General features: G+C 42.3%; 14 protein-coding genes. 10 read left to right on the top strand and 4 right to left on the bottom strand.

From position 1 onward, the window contains the following. Nucleotides 1-489 precede the first annotated feature (489 nt). From lldP to lldD, 3 genes are all read left to right on the top strand, one after another. Nucleotides 490-2,196 carry an L-lactate permease gene (lldP, locus tag RT422_RS01690; protein ID WP_313421073.1) on the top strand — a complete coding sequence of 569 codons (1,707 nt, stop codon included), beginning with the start codon at nt 490-492 and terminating at the stop codon, nt 2,194-2,196. A gap of 13 nt (nt 2,197-2,209) precedes the next feature. Beyond that, complete coding sequence (locus tag RT422_RS01685; RefSeq protein ID WP_313421072.1) at nt 2,210-2,983, top strand: FCD domain-containing protein; 774 nt, start codon at nt 2,210-2,212, stop codon at nt 2,981-2,983. 126 nt (nt 2,984-3,109) lie between these two features. Further along, nucleotides 3,110-4,258 carry an FMN-dependent L-lactate dehydrogenase LldD gene (lldD, locus tag RT422_RS01680; protein ID WP_138019086.1) on the top strand — a complete coding sequence of 383 codons (1,149 nt, stop codon included), beginning with the start codon at nt 3,110-3,112 and terminating at the stop codon, nt 4,256-4,258. 265 nt (nt 4,259-4,523) lie between these two features. On the opposite strand, the gene RT422_RS01675 is transcribed toward lldD, so the two are convergent. Next, the gene (locus RT422_RS01675; protein ID WP_313421071.1) at nt 4,524-6,035 is read right to left on the bottom strand and encodes an aldehyde dehydrogenase family protein; all 1,512 of its coding nucleotides are present in this window, start codon (nt 6,033-6,035) and stop codon (nt 4,524-4,526) included. Between the two features lie 196 nt (nt 6,036-6,231). Between RT422_RS01675 and RT422_RS01670 the strand changes: the two genes are divergently transcribed. From RT422_RS01670 to RT422_RS01645, 6 genes are all read left to right on the top strand, one after another. Then, nucleotides 6,232-7,407: a transcriptional regulator gene (locus RT422_RS01670; protein WP_313421069.1), complete on the top strand. Its 1,176-nt coding sequence runs from the start codon at nt 6,232-6,234 to the stop codon at nt 7,405-7,407. 383 nt (nt 7,408-7,790) lie between these two features. Next, nucleotides 7,791-9,182 (top strand): adenosylmethionine--8-amino-7-oxononanoate transaminase, encoded by a 1,392-nt coding sequence (bioA, locus tag RT422_RS01665; RefSeq protein ID WP_284034484.1) that lies wholly within the window; start codon nt 7,791-7,793, stop codon nt 9,180-9,182. 267 nt (nt 9,183-9,449) lie between these two features. Continuing rightward, entirely contained in the window at nt 9,450-10,319 is an 870-nt protein-coding gene (locus tag RT422_RS01660) for a 16S rRNA (uracil(1498)-N(3))-methyltransferase (protein WP_284034483.1), read from the top strand. 2 nt (nt 10,320-10,321) lie between these two features. Continuing rightward, the gene (locus RT422_RS01655) at nt 10,322-12,166 is read left to right on the top strand and encodes a putative bifunctional diguanylate cyclase/phosphodiesterase (RefSeq protein ID WP_313421067.1); all 1,845 of its coding nucleotides are present in this window, start codon (nt 10,322-10,324) and stop codon (nt 12,164-12,166) included. A 151-nt stretch (nt 12,167-12,317) separates the two neighbouring features. Continuing rightward, a complete protein-coding gene (locus RT422_RS01650) occupies nt 12,318-14,111 on the top strand; it encodes an acyl-CoA dehydrogenase C-terminal domain-containing protein (protein WP_284034481.1) in 1,794 nt (597 codons plus the stop codon). Between the two features lie 144 nt (nt 14,112-14,255). Further along, nucleotides 14,256-16,040 (top strand): acyl-CoA dehydrogenase C-terminal domain-containing protein, encoded by a 1,785-nt coding sequence (locus tag RT422_RS01645; RefSeq protein WP_313421066.1) that lies wholly within the window; start codon nt 14,256-14,258, stop codon nt 16,038-16,040. 58 nt (nt 16,041-16,098) lie between these two features. On the opposite strand, the gene RT422_RS01640 is transcribed toward RT422_RS01645, so the two are convergent. Together RT422_RS01640 and dcd are read right to left on the bottom strand one after the other, a co-directional pair. Continuing rightward, entirely contained in the window at nt 16,099-16,341 is a 243-nt protein-coding gene (locus RT422_RS01640) for a hypothetical protein (protein WP_313421065.1), read from the bottom strand. 193 nt (nt 16,342-16,534) lie between these two features. After that, nucleotides 16,535-17,110 carry a dCTP deaminase gene (gene dcd, locus RT422_RS01635; RefSeq protein ID WP_007116249.1) on the bottom strand — a complete coding sequence of 192 codons (576 nt, stop codon included), beginning with the start codon at nt 17,108-17,110 and terminating at the stop codon, nt 16,535-16,537. A gap of 105 nt (nt 17,111-17,215) precedes the next feature. Here dcd and RT422_RS01630 point away from each other — a divergent pair, with 105 nt between their 5' ends. Then, nucleotides 17,216-17,950, top strand: coding sequence for an ATP-grasp domain-containing protein (locus RT422_RS01630; protein WP_313421064.1), 735 nt, complete (start codon nt 17,216-17,218; stop codon nt 17,948-17,950). A gap of 46 nt (nt 17,951-17,996) precedes the next feature. On the opposite strand, the gene clpB is transcribed toward RT422_RS01630, so the two are convergent. Then, nucleotides 17,997-20,594 (bottom strand): ATP-dependent chaperone ClpB, encoded by a 2,598-nt coding sequence (gene clpB, locus RT422_RS01625; RefSeq protein ID WP_313421063.1) that lies wholly within the window; start codon nt 20,592-20,594, stop codon nt 17,997-17,999. Nucleotides 20,595-21,116 lie beyond the last annotated feature (522 nt).

Raw genomic sequence — 21,116 nt, 5'->3', positions numbered from 1 at the left:
GCCTAGTTTTTTGTCATCATTACAACTAGATAAGATGTACTAATATATTTTTATAAAATACATTCTTATAAAATCACTATGACTTGATTTTAGTTCAGTCATCCAATGCTCTCTACCTACTATTAACCTACCTTAGTCAAAAAATTATTCTAGTTGATGTATTTTGAAAAAATAAAGCACGCTATTTGCGCTATGTCCCTCATGGCTTATGCTGTCAACCATACAGCAAAACATTGGGTAGCTTTCATCACGCACCCTGACAGCAAAAGTCTTGAATCCCTGCTCACTTCAACACAAAGCTTTTTTGTATCCGGTCACACAACAAGTCATATTACTATCAAAATTGGTATTACCAATTTACAAAAAACCTTATAAATATCGCTGTTTTTTTTGAATTTAATTGAATTAAGGTGTAATATTCTTTATTATTTCACCCATTAATGACACCTCGACTATTTTGGTAATACCAATTATTTCACGGAGGAAATAATGATGCAACATTGGCAACAAATTTATGATCCCATGGGCAATATTTGGCTTTCAAGTGCCATTGCCCTTATCCCAATTATCTTCTTTTTTCTAGCCTTGGCGGTATTTCGTTTAAAAGGTAGTGTTGCAGGCACTATTACCGTTGTTTTGGCGCTGCTTGTTGCCCTATTTTTATATCAAATGCCGGTGACGTTAGCATTATCATCAGCGATTTATGGATTCTTCTATGGGCTTTGGCCCATCGCCTGGATTATTATCGGGGCGGTATTTTTATACAAAGTCACGGTAAAAACAGGGCAATTTGATATTATCCGCTCCAGTATTTTATCGCTGACCGAAGACCAACGCTTACAGATGTTATTGGTCGGGTTTGCTTTTGGTACTTTTTTGGAAGGCGCAGCAGGCTTTGGTGCCCCTGTGGCAATCACGGCAGCATTATTGGTAGGATTAGGGTTTAAGCCTTTATATGCCGCTGGACTTTGCCTCATCGTCAATACTGCCCCTGTTGCCTTTGGTGCGATGGGAATTCCAATCATTGTGGCAGGACAAGTATCTGGGGTAGAAACCCATGCCATCAGCCAAATGGTCGGCCGTCAGTTGCCTTTTATTGTGCCGATTGTATTAGTGTGGATTATGGCGATTATGGATGGGTGGCGAGGGGTTCGTGAAACCTTCCCAGCGATTGTGGTCGGTGGTGGGTCATTTGCTATTGCGCAGTTTTTGACCTCAAACTACATTGGACCTGAGTTGCCTGATATTACCGCTGCTATTGCCTCGTTAATTAGTTTGACGTTGCTATTTAAAGTGTGGCAGCCCAAGCATGTGTTCCGTTTTGAAAATCAAGTCGATGGCAAAAATCAGATGGGTGATACCACAAGCGTATCAGCACCGTTGCCAACCACCCATTACTCGCCCGCTCAAATCATCAAAGCTTGGATGCCGTTTGCCATTTTGACAGCGATGGTGTCGTTATGGAGTATTAAGCCGTTTAAAGATTTGTTTGTCAAAGGCAAAGATGGTCATCCTGATGGGGCGTTGGTCGATATGGTGATGAGTATCAATGTGCCGTATTTGCACAATGCAGTACAAAAATTACCCCCAGTCGTCACCAAAATTACCGACTATGCCGCAATTTATAAATTTGATTGGTTCTCGGCAACGGGTACTGCCATCGTGCTCGCGGCGATTATCTCTATCGTGATGCTAAAAATGCGTCCTAAAGAAGCGTTAGCGACGTTTGGCGAGACCGTTAAAGAACTACGCACCCCGATTTATTCTATTGGTATGGTGTTGGCGTTTGCGTTTATCGCCAATTATTCGGGGTTGTCTGCTACATTAGCGTTAGCATTGGCGCACACGGGCAAAGCTTTTACCTTCTTTTCACCATTTTTGGGTTGGTTAGGGGTATTTTTGACCGGTTCAGACACTTCAGCCAATGCGTTATTTGCCGCTCTTCAAGCCACCACCGCTCAGCAAATTGGTGTGCCTGAGGTGTTGTTAGTGGCAGCCAATACCTCAGGTGGGGTGACCGGTAAAATGATTTCTCCCCAATCCATTGCCATTGCCTGTGCCGCCACAGGTTTGGTTGGTAAAGAATCGGATTTGTTCAGATTTACCGTCAAACATAGTATTATTTTTACCATTATGATGGGCGCGCTCATTACGCTACAAGCGTATGTTCTGCCTTGGATGATTCCACACGGATAATGATGGGTAAGGTATGAAGGTTGCAACGCAGGTTATTGAACAATTAATTTCGCTAATAGACCGTGAAGGGCTAAAAAATGGCGATAGATTACCTGCCGAGCGCCATTTGTGTGAGCGATTAGGCGTATCTCGTACCGCACTGCGTGAAGCGATACAGCAGATGAATAGTATCGGTATTACTGAAAGCCGTATCGGGGCGGGAACGTTTGTCAAAGATGTGCAAAAGATCAAACAGAGCCAACCCCTTGTGGCGCTGTCTGATAATCTGATATTACAGACACTAACCCCGTTATTAGATGCCGATCCCCTGTATCGTCTAGATGTGCAAGAAGCAAGAATTGTACTAGAAAGCGGTACAGCCTGGTACGCTGCCCAAAGAGCCAGCAAACAAGACATTGAAAAAATCCGCTTTTACTACGAGCAGTTAGCAAACAGTCAAGCGCATGGCGATACCGAACAAGCCGCTATTGCCGATGCCAATTTTCATTTAGCGATTGCTGAAGCTTCCCAAAATGCGGTATTGTTGCAGATGATGAAAAATGTTTTTCACCTAATGAGACATAACGTGGTATTAGCTCGGCGAAAAATTTACACCGAGCATTATGGCTTTGAAACCCTACATACGCAGCACATGGCAATGATGAATGCGATTATCGCGCGTGATAGTGAATTAGCTCGCAAAGCCGTGGGTGAGCATATTGAGTTTGTGATAAAACAGGTTGCCAAGATTGATGAGGCAACGGCTCGCAGACAGCGAGTTTCCCGGTTGGCCACTGATGCTTTTTAATACAGATGCTTTTTAATACTGATGCCTGTTAATGCAGGCGCATTTTATAAACGTATCTTAGTGTAAATAGTTTTGAATGCACGTGGCTATTTTTACCATTAATAACATAGTTAAGATAGGGATATTATGATTATTTCTTCTGCCAATGATTACCGAGAAGCGGCTCGCCGCCGTTTACCCCCCTTTTTATTCCACTACATTGATGGTGGCGCGTATGCAGAATACACCCTAAAACGTAATGTTGAAGACTTATCAAGTATTGCCTTACGTCAGCGGGTCCTAAAAGACATGACGCAGCTTGATTTATCCACTGAGATTTTTGGTGAGCAGCTGTCTTTGCCTGTAGCACTCTCGCCGGTGGGTTTAACAGGTATGTATGCTCGCCGTGGTGAAGTCCAAGCAGCCATGGCTGCCGATAAAAAAGGCATTCCATTTACCATGTCAACGGTATCAGTCTGCCCTATCGAAGAAGTCACCCCAAAAATCAATCGCCCTATGTGGTTTCAGCTGTATGTGTTGCGTGACCGTAAGTTTATGCAAAATGTGCTAGAGCGCGCCAAAGCGGCAGGCTGTTCAACGCTGGTGTTTACCGTCGATATGCCTGTCCCAGGGGCGAGATATCGCGATGCGCACTCTGGCATGAGTGGACCCAATGCCGCCATGCGTCGCTATCTGCAAGCATGCACCCATCCGCACTGGGCAATGAACGTGGGATTACTGGGTAGACCCCATGACCTGGGTAATGTCTCTAAATATCTTGGTAAAGCGATTGGCTTAGAGGATTATATCGGTTGGCTCGGTAATAACTTTGATCCCTCGATTTCTTGGAAAGACTTAGAATGGATTCGTGATTTTTGGGATGGCGCTATGGTCATCAAAGGTATTCTTGACCCACAAGACGCCAAAGATGCGGTACGTTTTGGTGCTGATGGTATCGTGGTTTCCAATCATGGTGGACGTCAGCTTGATGGGGTAATGTCAACCGCCACTGCCCTACCCAAAATTGCCGATGCTGTTAAAGGTGATATCAAAATCTTGGTCGATTCGGGTATCCGTAATGGCTTAGACGTGGTGAGAATGCTGGCATTGGGAGCGGATTTATGTATGTTAGGACGTGCATTTATCTATGCGTTAGCAGCCGATGGTGAGGCTGGAGTGACCAATTTACTCAACTTGATAGACAAAGAAATGCGCGTGGCAATGACATTGACCAGTGCAAACCGAATTCAAGATATCAATCGAGACTGTTTAGTAGATTTTAGTACTTTGACTTGATAGGCTGACAGTAAATAGTCAACCTTAGCATCTCTATGGAATTTTTTTATTTTGGTAAATGCTAAGATTTTATGGCTAAACTACAAGTTTTTTAAACTAAGTGCGCCACTAAGTGCATTAAATTTATCAACTTCATGGCGCAATAACCGCTTATGATGAGGGGTTGATTGAGCGATGGTAAATGAATTTAATATTGATACTTTTTATTTTCGATAAAAAAACCACTCTATGAGAGCGGTTTTTGTTGTTTATGACCTATCAAATTCTAGAAAAAGCCCATCGGTTTTTCAGAATAGCTGACCAGTAAATTTTTGGTATTTTGGTAATGCTCTAACATCATTTTGTGGTTTTCACGCCCGATGCCTGATTTCTTGTAACCACCAAATGCGGCATGGGCTGGATAAATGTGGTAACAGTTTGTCCATACTCGCCCAGCTTCAATGCCACGCCCTGCACGGTAAGCAGTATTGCCACTACGTGCCCACACGCCAGCACCTAGCCCAAACATGGTATCATTGGCAATACGCATAGCATCATCAAAGTCTTTGAAAGTTGTCACAGACAATACTGGGCCAAAAATCTCTTCTTGGAAGATTTTCATATCATTCTTGCCTTTAAAAATCGTCGGCTCGATATAATAGCCTTCACCCACCTCATGTCTTGCATTACCACCAGTTAAAAGCTCGGCGCCTTCTTGTTTACCTGTAGCAATACAGCCTAAGATTTTGTCTTGTTGTTCCTGAGAGGCTTGCGCACCAATCATGGTTTCCGTATCCAATGGATGACCTGTTTTAATACGTTTTACCCGTTCTACGGCTTTGGCCAAAAAGGCATCGGCGATACTTTCATGCACTAATGCTCTCGAAGGACAGGTACATATTTCACCTTGATTGAGCGCAAACATAGTAAAACCTTCAAGCGCTTTTTCTAGGTAATCATCTTCTTTATCCATGACATCGGCAAAGAAAATATTGGGTGATTTACCACCTAATTCTAAAGTAACTGGAATAATATTCTCTGTCGCATACTTCATAATAAGCTGACCGACAGGGGTTGAACCAGTAAAGGCAATTTTTGAGATGCGTGGGCTTCTAGCTAAATGACTACCCACCTCTTCGCCATACCCATTCACGATATTTAAAATACCTGCTGGTAGCAAATCTTGAATTAATTCAACAAGCACCAATAAGCTGACAGGCGTTTGTTCGGCGGGTTTTAAGACGATGCAGTTACCCGCAGCTAGTGCAGGCGCTATTTTCCAGGTAGCCATTAAAATTGGAAAGTTCCAGGGAATGATTTGTCCAACCACACCTAAAGGTTCATGAAAGTGATAAGCGACAGTGTCATCATCAATGGGTGAAACACCGCCTTCTTGCGCGCGTATCGCACCGGCAAAGTAGCGAAAATGGTCAATGGCAAGTGGTATATCCGCCGCTAAGGTTTCACGGATGGGTTTACCGTTTTCCCATGTTTCAGCTACCGCCAATAACTCAATATTTTGCTCAAGGCGATCCGCGATTTTTAATAATAGATTAGAGCGCTCTGTGGGTGAAGCCGCATTCCACTTAGTCTTAGCAGTATGGGCAGCATCAAGTGCAAGTTCAATGTCTTCTGGACTTGATTTGGCGACTTTGGCGAAGGGCTTGCCGTTGACGGGTGAGATGTTATCAAAGTACTCACCTTTAACCGGCGCAACCCATTGGCCGCCAATAAAGTTGTCATACTTTTCTTTAAAATTGATTTTAGCACCGTCAGTATTAGGGTCAGCATAACGCATAATGACATTTCCTTTTGTCAGTTGGTAGATAAACTGCTTCGTGCAGTTGGGGTTTACAAATTCATATTATTACAGAAATGGTAGGTAAAAGGTAGGTGTTTAATTATCCTTTACAATCAGGGATGGACACTATACTATTTAGGATAGCTTATTTTAAAAACCAAGGATTGGTTAGTGCATTAGGATATTTTAAAATATGAATAAAAATAGACTGTTAGAGCAAAGGCATCGGATTGATAAGAGGCGTTTTAACATTACCTTTACCGATAATAATGCAGATCTTATCCAACAAAGTATTGTTCAGTCATGGCATCGCTCAGACAGTGCTAACATTCCAAAAGAGCGCCAACAAGCACCCCTTAACATCATCAAAAGCGAGCAATCCTATTATCTAAAAAAAGCCTTAGGCTACTGTCAAACTCAATTACAACATATCACCTTGCAATCCTCCATGGTGATGGCTGTGGCTGATATCGGTAGTACGATTATCTGGACGACTGCCAGCAAGTCTATGCAAAAAGCGGCAGAAGCGGTTAACTTCATCGAAGGCGGATGCTGGGGGGAAAGCCAAGTTGGCACAAATGCGCTCGCTTTATCATTAAAAACGCAGCAATCAACTTGTGTTTTTTCCAATGAACACTATATGCCTTCGGTTCACGAATGGGTCTGTTACGCCACGCCTATCATTGAACCGCATACCAAGCAGGTCATTGGCGTACTGGATTTATCGACGACTTGGCAGAATCACAATAATTTTGGCATATTTGCTGCTGAACGCTGTGCCAGTATTTTACAATCCGCTTTGAATGAGTGTCAAAGACAGTATTTATATATTCAAGGATTTAATGAACCCAGCGTTATATTTAATGGCAAAACCTTGCGGCTGACCCCTCGGCAAGTCGAGATATTGACAGTGTTAGCACTTTGTCCCCAAGGCATGAGCTTAGATGCCTTACACCAAGCGATCTATGGTGAGCGTAAAGTGTCACAAGGTACGCTAAAGACTGAAATGTCGCAGTTACGTGATACGCTTACTGGTTTATTAGGTTCTCGTCCGTACCGACTATTAATGCCTATTGATGGTGATTTTTTGCGGGTTGAACAATCATTAAATGCTGGTTATTTAGAAGCGGCCATCAAATTGTATACCGGCATATTTTTTAGCAAAACTGAAAGCCCTTTTTTATGCACCTGGCGCACCTGTTTGGAAGCTCGCTTGAGCCAAGCCATATATCATTCAGATCAGGTTGATTTATTACTCATGCATTTGTCAAATTGCCCCGATGCTAGCGACGCTATAGAAAGGTTGATTGAGTTAATGCCAGATAACCTCTCGATTCACCAACATTTAGAGGTACTGTCTAATCGGTAACCATCAATTTTTGCTTAACCGTCAATTTTCCCCTAATCATGAATTTTTCGTTGAAAAAGCCGCTGCAAGGCTTTTTCGATATGGCTGATACCTTCACCAAACCGTTGGTTATGTTTTATTCTTGACTTCCCGCTTTACTACCCTGTCTAGCCGCTTCCCGTGCAAGCATTGCTGCAATACTATCGATCTATCACGATAAAAAAGTCGCCGGTATTAAACCAAGTTGGGATAAAATATGGTTTTAGCTCAATGGATATTGCGATTGCTTCAACCGCTGATCAAGCATTTCATTTATTAAGCGTTCCTATCATTACTATTATCACTCATAGCATTAGAAGGCTTGCGATTTCAAGCCTTTTTTCTTGGGTCAAAAGTGCTACAATGTGACAAAAAATTTTGAGACCCTTATGAATAACGCGTTATGGCTCCCTTGCACACAGATGCAAGCCCTTGAAAACAATCCCCCACTCCACCTCGTCAAAGCTCAAGGCAATCAATTATATGATCAGGACGGTAACGCCTATTACGATATGATTAGCTCATGGTGGGTCAATTTACATGGACATTGCCATCCCTTTATCAACGAAAAAATAAAACAGCAGCTCGATACGCTTGAGCATACTTTAATCGCTAGTGTCACTCACCCACCCATTCTGACGCTTGCAGAAAAATTGGTTGCCATCACGCCCAAATCACTAACCAAAGCTTTTTTTGCCGACAGTGGCTCAGGGGCGGTGGAAGTCGCGCTTAAAATGAGTTTGCAGTACTGGCAGCAATCAGGGCAAACGCAAAAAACCAAATTTATCTCCTTGGAACACGGTTATCACGGTGAAACCGTTGGCAGTCTTGCGGTGACAGATATCCCGCTGTTTAGTGAGCAATACAAAGATTTGATTGTCAGTCAAATTCGTATTCCTTCCCCCGCGCATATTTTCAGCCCTGACGCCATCCCAACGCAGCTGCATGAGCAAAAAAGCTTGGATGCACTAGAACGCATCTTGACAGAAAAATCCCGCGATATTTGTGCCATTATCCTTGAACCTTTGGTACAAGGGGCGGCTGGCATGGCGATGTATTCTGCTAATTATTTGCTTGGCGTTGCCAAACTTGCGCACCATTATCACATCCATGTGATATATGATGAGATTGCCGTGGGTTTTGGTCGTACAGGTACTATGTTTGCGGTAGAGCAAATGCTGGCGTTGGCAGATGCGGATAAACAAGAAAATTATTGCCCTGACTTTATCTGTCTATCAAAAGGTCTAACGGCAGGCTATCTGCCAATGTCTTGCGTCATGACAACCGATGATGTCTACCAAGCATTTTATGATGACAAAGTGGAAAAAGGGTTTTTACATTCTCATAGTTTTACTGGCAACCCATTGGCTTGTAGCGCGGCTTTGGCGTCGCTTGAACTGTTTGAACGCGATAATGTCTTGCTACACAACCAATCCCTTATCCAAGCGATGGCGCATGGCTTGCAGCAATTAGTTGATGCCAATTTACCCATAAAGTTTGTACGTCAAACCGGCATGATTGCAGCTTTTACCTTGGATTTTTCTCAAAATTTGGGCAAAGCTTTTGCCAATTTATGCCTTGATCAAGGCGTGATGATTCGCCCGATTGGCAACCATGTTTATCTTATTCCGCCTTATTGCACGACCCCGGCAGAGATTGGGCACATCTTTGGCATATTAAATCATTGTTTGCAAAAGCTTTGTGACAATCTCCCAAAAATACCTAAAGGCTCGTTGCAAGCCATTGATTTGCCTTAACGTCTTTACTAACGCCTCATGAAAGTTACTGACTAATTAACCAATTATAGATAAATATTTTTTATTATAATTCATCGTCAAAAGTTAGGATTTGTTACGAAAGTTCAATTCTTACTGTATTATAAAAAATTGTATTAAAATTCACAGCTTATGCCTATAATGCTAATATTTAACGTATAATCCATGAGATTATCGTCAAAAAAATATTCAACTTTTGTAGGCATTTTAACCAACTTAACTGAATCGTGAAACTGACTTAGATGATTTATGCGTAGATTTTTTTATAACCAACCAAATTTGCTACAAGTTGGCAGCACTGTGCCTTTGTCCGAAGATATTTTTCATCATTGGTGTAAAGTGTTAAGAGCAAGTATCGGCGAGCAAGCGTTGTTTTTTGATGGTCAAGGTGGTGAATATACCGTCACTTTAACGGATATCACTAAAAAACAAGCGCTCGTTACCATCAACGATTTTAATCCAATAAATCGAGCTTTGCCATTTACTGTCAACATTGCCTTGGTGATGAGCCGTGGCGAGCGCATGGATTATGCCATTCAAAAAGCCACAGAGCTTGGGGTGTCATCGATTCAACTGCTCACAAGCCAACATGGCGAAGTACGCCTAAAAGCAGACCAAGCCGATAAAAAGCTCGCCCACTGGCAGCAGGTTGCGGTATCGGCATGTGAACAATGTGGGCTTAATATCGTGCCAAACTTACTGGCACCAAAAGCTTTTAGCGACTGGATTGATGAGCCAGCAGGCGTGCCCACTTCTACCAACGTGACCAAATTAATTTTAGCCGTGCCTCCTGACGACAGTGGCGTAGTGACATCTTGTCATGACATTGAGCTTAGAGATATTGAACGTAATGAGATTGAACCCATCACGCCCTATACCCCATATCCCAACCCACTACCCTATATAACAAACCAGTTTAAACAGTGTTCTTTAGCCCAATTTTGGTTACTTATTGGCGCCGAAGGTGGGTTTTCAGAGCAAGAAATAACGCAAGCTATCGAGCGAGGTTTTATCCCTTGGCAAATTGGCGAGCGTGTGCTACGAACTGAAACAGCCCCTGTCGTTGCATTGTCTTCATTGTTGACGCTACATCAAACTTTGACCCTTGCAAAGGAATAATCATGCCACCGAATAAAAAATCAGTCATGCCGATAGACCATCGTGATTGCTTTGCGGGTGCTAATAAGTTGTGTCATGATGCGTTACGTGAGTATGGGTTTATTGTTGATAACCATTTTTTTGAGCAACAAATTTCGCTTGAACATCAAAATGCGGTGTTTGCCTCAGTTTTTTCAAAAATCCATGATGGCATTTTTATGCTTGATGAACAGCTACGTTTTATCTGTGTCAATCAGCAATTTTTAAACATTACCGCCTTGCCACGCGATCAGGTGATAGGTAGCCCGTTTTATTTTTATCCGTATAAGACCTACGCCCCACACTTACAGCAAGCGATTGCCGCCATCATTACCAAACTGGATAATCGACAATCAATTTCGACCAATTTAGTGCTTTCTTATCACAATTTACCTGAAGTGGCGGTTTGGCTAGATATCTCCGTGTGTGAAGTCGATGATAATCGGGTGGTGTATGTCGGGTTACTCACCAATTTAACCAAAAAAGATGCGCATCTTAGCCACACATTACATCTCTACAATTATGATGAATTAACGGGTCTGCCCAATTACGATACTTTTTATGACAAATTAAAAAGCTGTATTGACTATTACCAGGCAGCCGATAATCAGCGTGAGTGTATGGGGATATTGCTACGCATCAATATTGATAAATTGCAATCTTTTAACATCAGCCTTGGCATTGAAAATACCAATACGCTGATTCAAGGTTTTGTCAAACGGGTAAAGTCCTTAAAAATTTCGGGTGCCAGTTTAGTCACTTTTTCGCGGTTTGGGGGTGATAGTTTTGCGGCGATGATTTCGGTACAACACCTTAATGCCGCGCATCACTACGTGGCAGCGCTTAAACAGTTATTTGACTTACCTTTTAGCATAGACAACCAATCAATTTATTTAAGGTTGTCGATTGGTGCTTCGGTTTTCCCAACCCATACCCAAGATGCTCAGACATTGCTATTGCAAGCAGACACGGCGTTAAAACATGCGCGGCTTATCAGTGATGAAGATTGTGTTTGGTATGATGCCAACCAGCAAAAAGGCAATTTTAAAGACATTCATTTGCTCAGTGCCTTTAAAAATGCGTTATTAAAACAGCAAATTTTGCCCTATTTTCAGCCTAAGTTAGAGTTTGCACAGCCTGACTTGCCGATGTTTGAAGCGCTGGTGCGCTGGGAGCATCCCACCCTTGGACTTCTCTATCCCAACGATTTTTTGGATGAGGTGCTCGATAAGTCATCGCAGCCGCTATTTGAAAAAATCGTGTTAGTTTGTATCGAGCAGATTTTGACATGGCGTGAGATGGGCTATAACTGCCTCATCTGTATCAATATTGATACTCGCCAATTGATTAGTGACAAATTTATTGAGTTTATTGAAGGGACGATACAGCAGTATAGTTGGCTTGCGCAACTAATCAGTTTTGAAATCACCGAAGTCTGCAACATTCAAGATGAAGTAAAAGCGCAAGCGATGTTATCAAAACTGCGCCAGTATGGTTTTAGTATATCGATTGATGACTTTGGTACAGGCTTTGCCGCGATGCAATATTTGATTAAATATCCGATTGATGTGCTCAAAATTGACCGCTTATTTATTATGGATATTTTACAAGACCCAAAAAAACAAGTGATTGTCAAATCAGTGATTGAGATGGCGCACTCGTTATCCATGCAAGCATTGGCTGAGGGGGTGTCTAACTGTGAAGAAATCGAATATCTGCGTAGTCTTGGTTGTGACTTGATTCAAGGCTTTGGGTTTGCTAAACCCATGTCTAGTCAAGATACCACTGAGTGGCTTAAAGCCAACTATAAACCAAACTATTTGCTATAAGTTTAAATTAGACCAATTAGATTTTTTTATGACCCTATAGTCATGTTAGTACCTTGTCACCTTTGCCAAATTTTCCTATCTTAGAAATATAAAACCCTTAATAATAGGGTAGGTTTTTTTGTCTTTTTAAAACACTAATCAAGGATATCGTATGCAATATAAAGCACCGCTTCGTGATATGAAATTTGTCATGCATGAATTATTAAAATTTGAAGATCACTACAAAACCATTCCTAGCTATGCCCATACGGATAAAGAAACGATTGATAGTTTCATAGAAGCAGGTGCAAGCTTCTCTGAAGCAGAATTGTCACCCCTTAACCGTTCGGGCGATGAAGAAGGCTGTCGTTTTGAAAATGGTAATGTATATACGCCAAAAGGCTTTAAAGAAGCCTATAAACAATACTGTGAATTAGGCTTTCCTTCTTTATGTGCCGATGAAGAATTTGGCGGTCAAGGCATGCCATTGTCATTGGGTTCAGCGGTCAATGAAATGGTAGGTGCCGCTAACTGGTCTTTCTCAATGTATCCAGGTCTATCTGAAGGGGCTATCCGTACGCTAGAACACCACGGTACCGATGAACAAAAACAAAAATATTTATTAAAACTTGTCAGCGGTGAGTGGACAGGTACCATGTGTCTGACCGAAGCGCATGCAGGTTCTGATTTAGGTATTATCCGCAGCAAAGCTGAACCCAATGAAGACGGTTCATACGCTATCACCGGTCAAAAAATCTTTATCTCAGCCGGCGAACACGACATGGCAGACAACATTGTCCATATCGTACTAGCGCGTTTACCGGGTGCGCCAGCAGGTACCAAAGGTATCTCATTATTCATCGTACCAAAATTCAATGTCAACGAAGATGGCGCTATCGGTGAGCGTAACACCGTTACCTGCGGTTCGATTGAACACAAAATGGGTATCAAAGCCTCTGCAACTGCGGTACTAAACTTTGATAAAGCCAAAGGTTACTTGATTGGACCTGAAAACAAAGGTCTAAACTGTATGTTTACCTTTATGAACACTGCCCGTATTGGTACTGCGATTCAAGGTCTGACTGCGGCGGAATTGGCTTTCCAAGGTGGCTTAAGCTACGCCAAAGAACGTCTTGCGATGCGCGCATTAAGCGGTGCAAAAGCGCCAGAACAAGTGGCTGACCCAATCATCGTCCATCCAGCAGTACGCAACATGGTACTAACTTGTAAAGCGTTTGCTGAAGGTGGTCGTGCCCTAGTCTACTATCTATCACAATTCTCTGATGTGGTAACTAAAGGCGAAGGCGAAACAAAAGCTTACGCTGACCAAATGTTGTCTTTTTTAACCCCAATTGCCAAAGCCTTCTTAACTGAAACAGGTTATGAAGCCGCCAATCACGGTGTGCAAGTATATGGTGGTCATGGCTATATCCGTGAATGGGGCATGGAACAAAACGTACGTGATACGCGTATCGCTTGTCTATACGAAGGTACCACTGAAATCCAGTCACTTGACTTGTTAGGTCGTAAAGTATTGGGTTCACAAGGTAAAATGCTAGCTAACTTTAGCAAAGTCATTTATCAATTCTGTGAAGAAAACAAAGACAACGATGCGATGGGGGAATTCATTCGTCCACTAGCACGTCTGAATAAAGAATGGGGCGATTTGACCGCTCGCATTGGTATGCAAGCCACTGAAAACCCTGATGCAGTGGGTGCAGCGGCGGTTGACTACATGTACTATAGTGGCTACATCACCCTAGCTTACCTATGGGCTCGTATGGCGTTAGTCGCTCAGCAAGCGCTCCAAGGTGACACCACTGAGACCAAATTCTATCAAGCGAAAATCAAAACCGCTCAGTTCTACTTTGCAAAACTATTGCCTCGCACCTTAACTTACGTCAAACGTATTGATACAGGGCTTGAGCCATACATGACTATGGAAGTTGACGAATTCCAATTCTAATTTTTTACTAAGCTTTCCAGTGTAGTAATAAAATTATGATAGAATCATTGATAGTATAATTTTTTATTCAATCCTTAGGTAGCAAAAGCTATTTAAGGATTTGTCTCATTTCGAAGTACGAGCTAACCCATAAAAGGAAATAATATGCCTATTTATAATGCGCCAATTCAAGACATGAAATTCATCTTAAATGATGTATTCAATGCAGCCGATTTTTGGCAAAAAAATGAACAGTTAGCGCATGTTGACAGCGACACGGTCAATATGATTTTAGAAGAAATGTCAAAATTTGCTAAAAACACGTTACTGCCTATCAACCGCTCGGGCGATGAAGAAGGGGCTCAATATCTGGGTGAAGGCAAAGTAAAAACACCAACTGGTTTTAAGGCAGCATTTGACGAATATGCACAAGGCGGCTGGATTGGTTTGGGCGGCGATCCAAATCATGGCGGTCAAGGCATGCCAAAAATGGTGACTATGCTCGCTGAAGAGATGGTATTTACCGCCAACCAATCATTTGCGCTCTATCCAAACCTATCGGGCGGCGCGTGTATGTGTATCTATAACGCAGGCTCTGAAGAACAAAAACAAACCTACCTAGAAAAAATCTACTCAGGTGAGTGGACAGGTACGATGTGTTTGACCGAACCGCACGCAGGTACCGACTTAGGTATCATCAAAACCAAAGCCGTGCCAAACCAAGACGGTAGCTACAATATTACAGGTACCAAAATCTTTATCACCGCAGGTGAACATGACTTAGCGGACAACATCATCCATTTGGTATTGGCAAAAACCCCAGATGCCCCAGCAGGCTCAAAAGGGATTTCATTGTTTATCGTACCCAAATTCCACGTGAATGCGGATGGCTCATTGGGCGAGCGTAACGCGGTAAGCTGCGGCTCTATCGAGCACAAAATGGGTATCAAGGCGTCGGCGACTTGCGTTATGAACTTTGATGGTGCCAAAGGGTTTATGGTAGGCGCAGAAAATACCGGTCTTGCGTCCATGTTTATCATGATGAACTATGAGCGTTTGACGATGGGATTACAAGGTATCGGTGGCGCTGAGTTAGCGTATCAAAACGCTACAGCTTATACCCTTGATCGTATCCAAGGTCGCGCCGATAGCGGTGTCCAAGAGCCAAACAAAGCCGCTGACCCAATCGTATTTCATGCCGACGTTCGCCGTATGCTGTTAAACGCTAAAACCATCAGTGAGGCCTCACGTTGCTTTGCGATGTATGTCGCCAAAGAGCTTGATACCAACAAATATACCGATGATGCTGAAGCAAGAAAAGCCGCTGATGACCGCGTTGCTCTTTTGACGCCCGTTGCTAAAGCATTCTTAACCGACCGTGGTCTTGAAGCGTCAATTGATGCACAGCAATGCTTTGGTGGTCATGGCTATATCCGTGAATGGGGCATGGAACAAATCGTACGTGACACCCGTATCTCGCAAATTTATGAAGGGACCAATGGTATCCAATCACTTGACTTATTAGGTCGTAAAGTGGTGAAAAACGGCGGTGCGTTTGTGACAACGTATGTGCAAGAAATGCGTGATTTTGCCAATAACATGAACGCAGACCATGCCATTAAACAAGCGATTTTAACATCAGCGGATAAACTTGAAGACTTAACCAAAGCGGTTGTGGCAGCGGCAGCGGTCAACAAAGACGAAATCAATGGCTGTGCGGTTGATTATTTACAAGCCTTTGGTTATGTCAGCTTTGCTTATATGTTTGGCTTGATGGTTGAAGCGGCGAATGGCAAAGAAGGCGATTTCTATGCCAATAAAGCAAAATTAGCAGACTACTATGTCGGTCGTATGTTGCCGCGTTTAGATGCGCATATTGCGATGGTAAAAGCAACGAGCCAACCCATCACAGCGTTTGACCGCGATTATTTTGCGGCAACCATTGCTTAATCCCTACTTAAACATAAAAAAATCGGCCACTTGAGCCGATTTTTTATGGATTAATAGGTTAGCGAAGTATATCGTCATCGTCATCTGCTAACGATTCATTTTCATCAAAATCAAAGTCTTCATATTCATAATCCGCTGAGTCGTTTTCTTCAACGACAGCGACGCACTCTTCATATAACTCAAAAATATATTCTTTGATATCAATTTCTTGCTGGTGTTTATTTGGATTGCGTTTGGCTTCTTCTTCATAGATAAATTTTGCCAAATTTAGGGCGACATAGTTATTACTTAGTTCAATCATGGTGTTATCCTTCTTATGTGCGATATTATTATTTTAAAACGATAGTATTAGCGCATCGTTAGTATGACATATTCAAAAATAGAAAACTTAAAGCAGTTGTAAGCTCGTGTAAAATTTGAGTGTTTAACAGTTTATCGCCATAAAATATAAAACCCACCGAAGTGGGTCTATATTACTGCTTACTGCTTATCGTTTAGGCTTTGGGTAAAGTCACGCCCATTTGACCTTGGTACTTACCACCACGGTCTTTGTAGGAAGTTTCGCACACATCATCGGCATCACTTTGGAAAAATAGCATTTGCGCCACGCCCTCGCCGGCATAGATACGCGCAGGTAAGTTGGTGGTATTACTAAACTCTAAGGTCACATGCCCTTCCCATTCTGGCTCAAGCGGCGTGACATTGACAATAATACCGCAGCGCGCATAGGTAGATTTTCCCAAACAAATGGTCAATACATCGCGGGGAATACGAAAATACTCGACAGTACGAGCCAAAGCGAATGAGTTGGGCGGGATGATACATTCATCGCCCACGATATCAATAAAGCTACGCTCATCAAAGTTTTTTGGGTCAACGATGGCAGAATGTACATTGGTAAATACTTTAAATTCGCGCGCGCAGCGGACATCATAACCATAGCTTGAGGTGCCGTAGCTGACCAATTTTTGTCCCTGCTCGCCAACACGTACTTGACCTGCTTCAAATGGCTCAATCATGCCATGCTCTTGTGCCATTTGGCGTATCCAGCGGTCGGATTTGATTGACATTTTGTTTTTCCCTATATAATTTTTGCGAATAAAATGAAACGGATTATACCGTAAATTGGTCTTTTTCGATATATTACCTGATATTTAACAAATTAGGTTTTGACTATGAAAGTTTTTATCAAATGCAATAAAAAGCATGATTTTATAAATGTGAATACTTACATTGCAAATGAGGGTTTTAATAAGCTCGGTTGGGAAACTATTAAATTTATAGATATTAGTGAAATTCAAAATGAACTTTCAGATGTGGTTATTATCAGTGGCATTCAAGACGTTAAAACTCGATTAGAGCAACTTGGCATATCTTATCACTCTGATAATATTGATTATCCAAATTCTTTAAAATCATTTTTTGGTCGAGAAATTTGGCAAAGCTCAATGAATGAGCTTTTAAGTATTCTAATCCCCAAACCAATCTTCATCAAACCAAAAGGTGATTTAAAGCGTTTTACAGGCAAAATTATATCTAGTCAAACAGATTTAATCGGCATAGTTGATTCACATAATTTTGAAATTTGGTGTTCTGAAATCATGAGTTTCGTCACTGAATGGCGATGTTTTGTACGTTATGGTAAATTGATTGATGTTCGACAGTATAAGGGAGCATGGGATTCAAAAATTGATTTATCTATCGTAAAAAATGCGATTGAAAGTTTTAAAAATGCCCCAAATGCCTATGCTATTGATTTTGGAATTACAGATAAAGGAGATTTATATATTGTTGAAGTGAATGAAGGTTTCGCTGTGGGAAGTTATGGCATGAATCCAATTAACTATGCAAAGTTTCTGTCAGCCAGATGGGCAGAGCTAACTAATACAGAAGATTATGCAAATTTTTAAAAATAAAAAACCGCTCTCATCTGAAAGCGGTTTTTTATTTTCTACCTTAGCTAACGCGTAATTTATCAAAGGTCAATTTACCTTCGGCATCGACATCCACTTTGATGGTATCGCCCGCCACAAACTCACCCGATAACAATTTGACTGATAGCGGATTCTCGATTTCCTGCTGGATAGCGCGTTTTAGCGGTCTTGCACCATACACAGGGTCGTAACCCACAGCGACCAATTGAGTCATGGCTTCATCTGACAATACAATATCCATGTCACGCTCTTGAAGACGTTTACGCAGACGTGATAGTTGAATATCTGCAATACCCGCCATTTGCTCTTGCCCAAGTGGATGGAACACCACGATTTCATCGATACGGTTGACAAACTCTGGGCGGAAATGCTGATTGACTGAATTCATCACTGCCGCTTTGATTTCTTCGTAGCTATCGCCTGCCATTTCTTGGATTTTATGCGAACCAAGATTTGAGGTCATGATAATGACGGTGTTTTTAAAGTCCACAATGCGACCTTGGCTGTCGGTCAAGCGACCATCGTCTAGCACTTGCAGTAGGATATTAAACACATCAGGATGCGCTTTTTCTACTTCATCAAACAATACCACACTGTAGGGTCGGCGGCGTACGGCTTCGGTCAATACCCCACCTTCTTCATAACCCACGTAGCCTGGCGGTGCGCCGACAAGACGGCTGACACTGTGTTTTTCCATAAATTCAGACATATCAATACGAATCATGGCATTTTCATCATCAAACAAGAAACTTGCCAACGCTTTGGTCAATTCAGTTTTACCCACGCCTGTCGGACCTAGGAACAAGAAAGAACCGCTAGGACGATTGGGGTCAGAAAGACCAGCACGACTACGGCGCACCGCATTGGCGACTGCTTGTACTGCTTCATCTTGACCGACTACGCGCTCATGCAGTTTTTCTTCCATGTGCAGCATTTTTTCACGTTCGCCTTGCATCATTTTTGCAACAGGGATGCCTGTTGCAGCGGCAACGACTTCAGCGATTTCGTTCTCGGTGACTTTGTTACGTAGCAGTTTGACGCTTGGCGCTTGCCCTGCTTGCTCTTTTTGCTCAGCCAAGTCAGAGTCTTTAATACGTTTTTCCAGTTGTGGAATGGTTTCGTATTGCAGTTTTGACATGGTCTCGTAGTCACCTTCACGCTGGGCTTTTTCATAGGCGATACGCGCCTTATCAAGCTCGTCTTTGAGCTGTTGGCTACCTTTAACGAGGGCTTTTTCTGCTTGCCAAATTTCATTTAAATCTGCGTATTCTTTTTCAAGCTCGCTGATTTGGGTGTCGAGCAGTTTTAGCTGTGATTTTGCGCCTTCGTCATCTTCATGTTTTAACGTTTCACGTTGCATTTTAAGCTGAATCAAACGGCTTTCTAATTTGCCCAAGGCTTCTGGTTTACTATCAAGTTCCATTTTTAGACGGCTAGCTGCTTCATCCAACAAATCAATGGCTTTGTCGGGCAATTTGCGGTCGGTGATGTAGCGATGGCTCATCTGCGCGGCGGCAATAATCGCACTGTCTTGGATATCGACCCCATGATGCAGTTCATAACGCTCTTTTAGACCGCGCAAAATGGCAATGGTATCTTCCACGGTAGGCTCATCAACCAATACTTTTTGAAAACGACGCTCAAGGGCGGCATCTTTTTCGATATATTGGCGGTATTCATCAAGGGTAGTCGCGCCCACGCAGTGCAGCTCACCACGCGCTAACGCAGGTTTGAGCATATTACCCGCATCCATCGCGCCATCGGCTTTACCGGCACCGACCAAGGTATGAATTTCATCAATAAATAAAATGACTTGCCCTTCGCTTTTTGCTAGGTCGTTAAGTACCGCTTTTAGGCGTTCTTCAAACTCACCACGGAATTTTGCGCCCGCAATCAGTGCCCCCAAATCAAGCGATAATACACGTTTGTTGCGCAAGCCTTCTGGCACGTCACCATTGACGATTTTTTGCGCCAATCCTTCGACAATGGCCGTTTTACCTACACCCGGCTCACCGATGAGCACCGGGTTGTTTTTGGTACGGCGTGACAACACTTGAATGGTACGGCGGATTTCATCATCACGCCCAATCACGGGATCAAGTTTGCCCGATTCGGCACGTGCGGTTAAATCGATGGTATATTTGTTTAAGGCATCACGTTGGTCTTCGCTGTTTTGTGTATCCACTTTATCACCCCCACGAATAAAATTAATGACTTGTCTTAGTTTTGGCTCATTGACCCCTGCTTTTGCAAGCAGTTTTGCGGTGTCACCCGTCTCTGCTAGGGCAACCAGCACCCAATCGGTGGATAAAAACTGATCGCCCGCTTTTTGCGCATGACGCTCGGCTAGATTTAAAATCTTAGCCGTATTTGGGCTGAGATTGACATCACCTGTGGGTGTACCAATCACCGCTTGGTTGTTAAGCGATTGTTGCACCTCTGTTTTTAACTGATTTAAGTTTGCGCCTGCCTGTTCATACACATTGGCATTGCTCGGTTCATTGAGTAGCACTGACAATAAATGAATCGGCTCAATCGCGGTATGATCACGAGTAACAGCGAGCGTTTGTGCCTGCTGAACCGCATTTTGTAAGGCATTAGTAAATTTATCAAATTGCATTATTATTTTTCCTTTTATATTTTAACTAATTAGCTTTGAACTAAAATTGATATGGTGTTTTGATAAATCTTTTCAATATCCATCTTTAAATTTTTTTAATTAACAATGTTTTTTTTGATGATTGATGATGGCTGTATTCTTAATTATCACTTGGGTCAATAGCTTGCAAAATTCATCGTGTTACCTGTCAAAAATTGACAGTAAAAATGTAGATAAACTCATAAACCAACAAATTTTGGCTTATCGTATAACTTGCAAAGGGATACGGCTAATCAGTTTTACTTACTGAGTTTTTGTCGTTGGCTGATATGCGTTTACTTTAGTAGCAAATTAGTAGCGTAGTAGCACCTTGGTTTTTTATCAGCTGCCTTGACCATTATCTTTAAAAAAATTACGCGAACTAAAGTTTAAGCCATAGCTAAAAATTGATACTAAAATTTTATGGACAATTATTAAAATTATATAATATTTTCAATGGTTTATTTTAAGATTACTTACATTACATTAACCTATCTACTACAT

The organism is Moraxella sp. CTOTU49803, assembly GCF_032097965.1.
GTDB lineage: Bacteria > Pseudomonadota > Gammaproteobacteria > Pseudomonadales > Moraxellaceae > Faucicola > Faucicola tetraodonis.
This window is presented reverse-complemented; position numbering and strand designations above follow the sequence as displayed.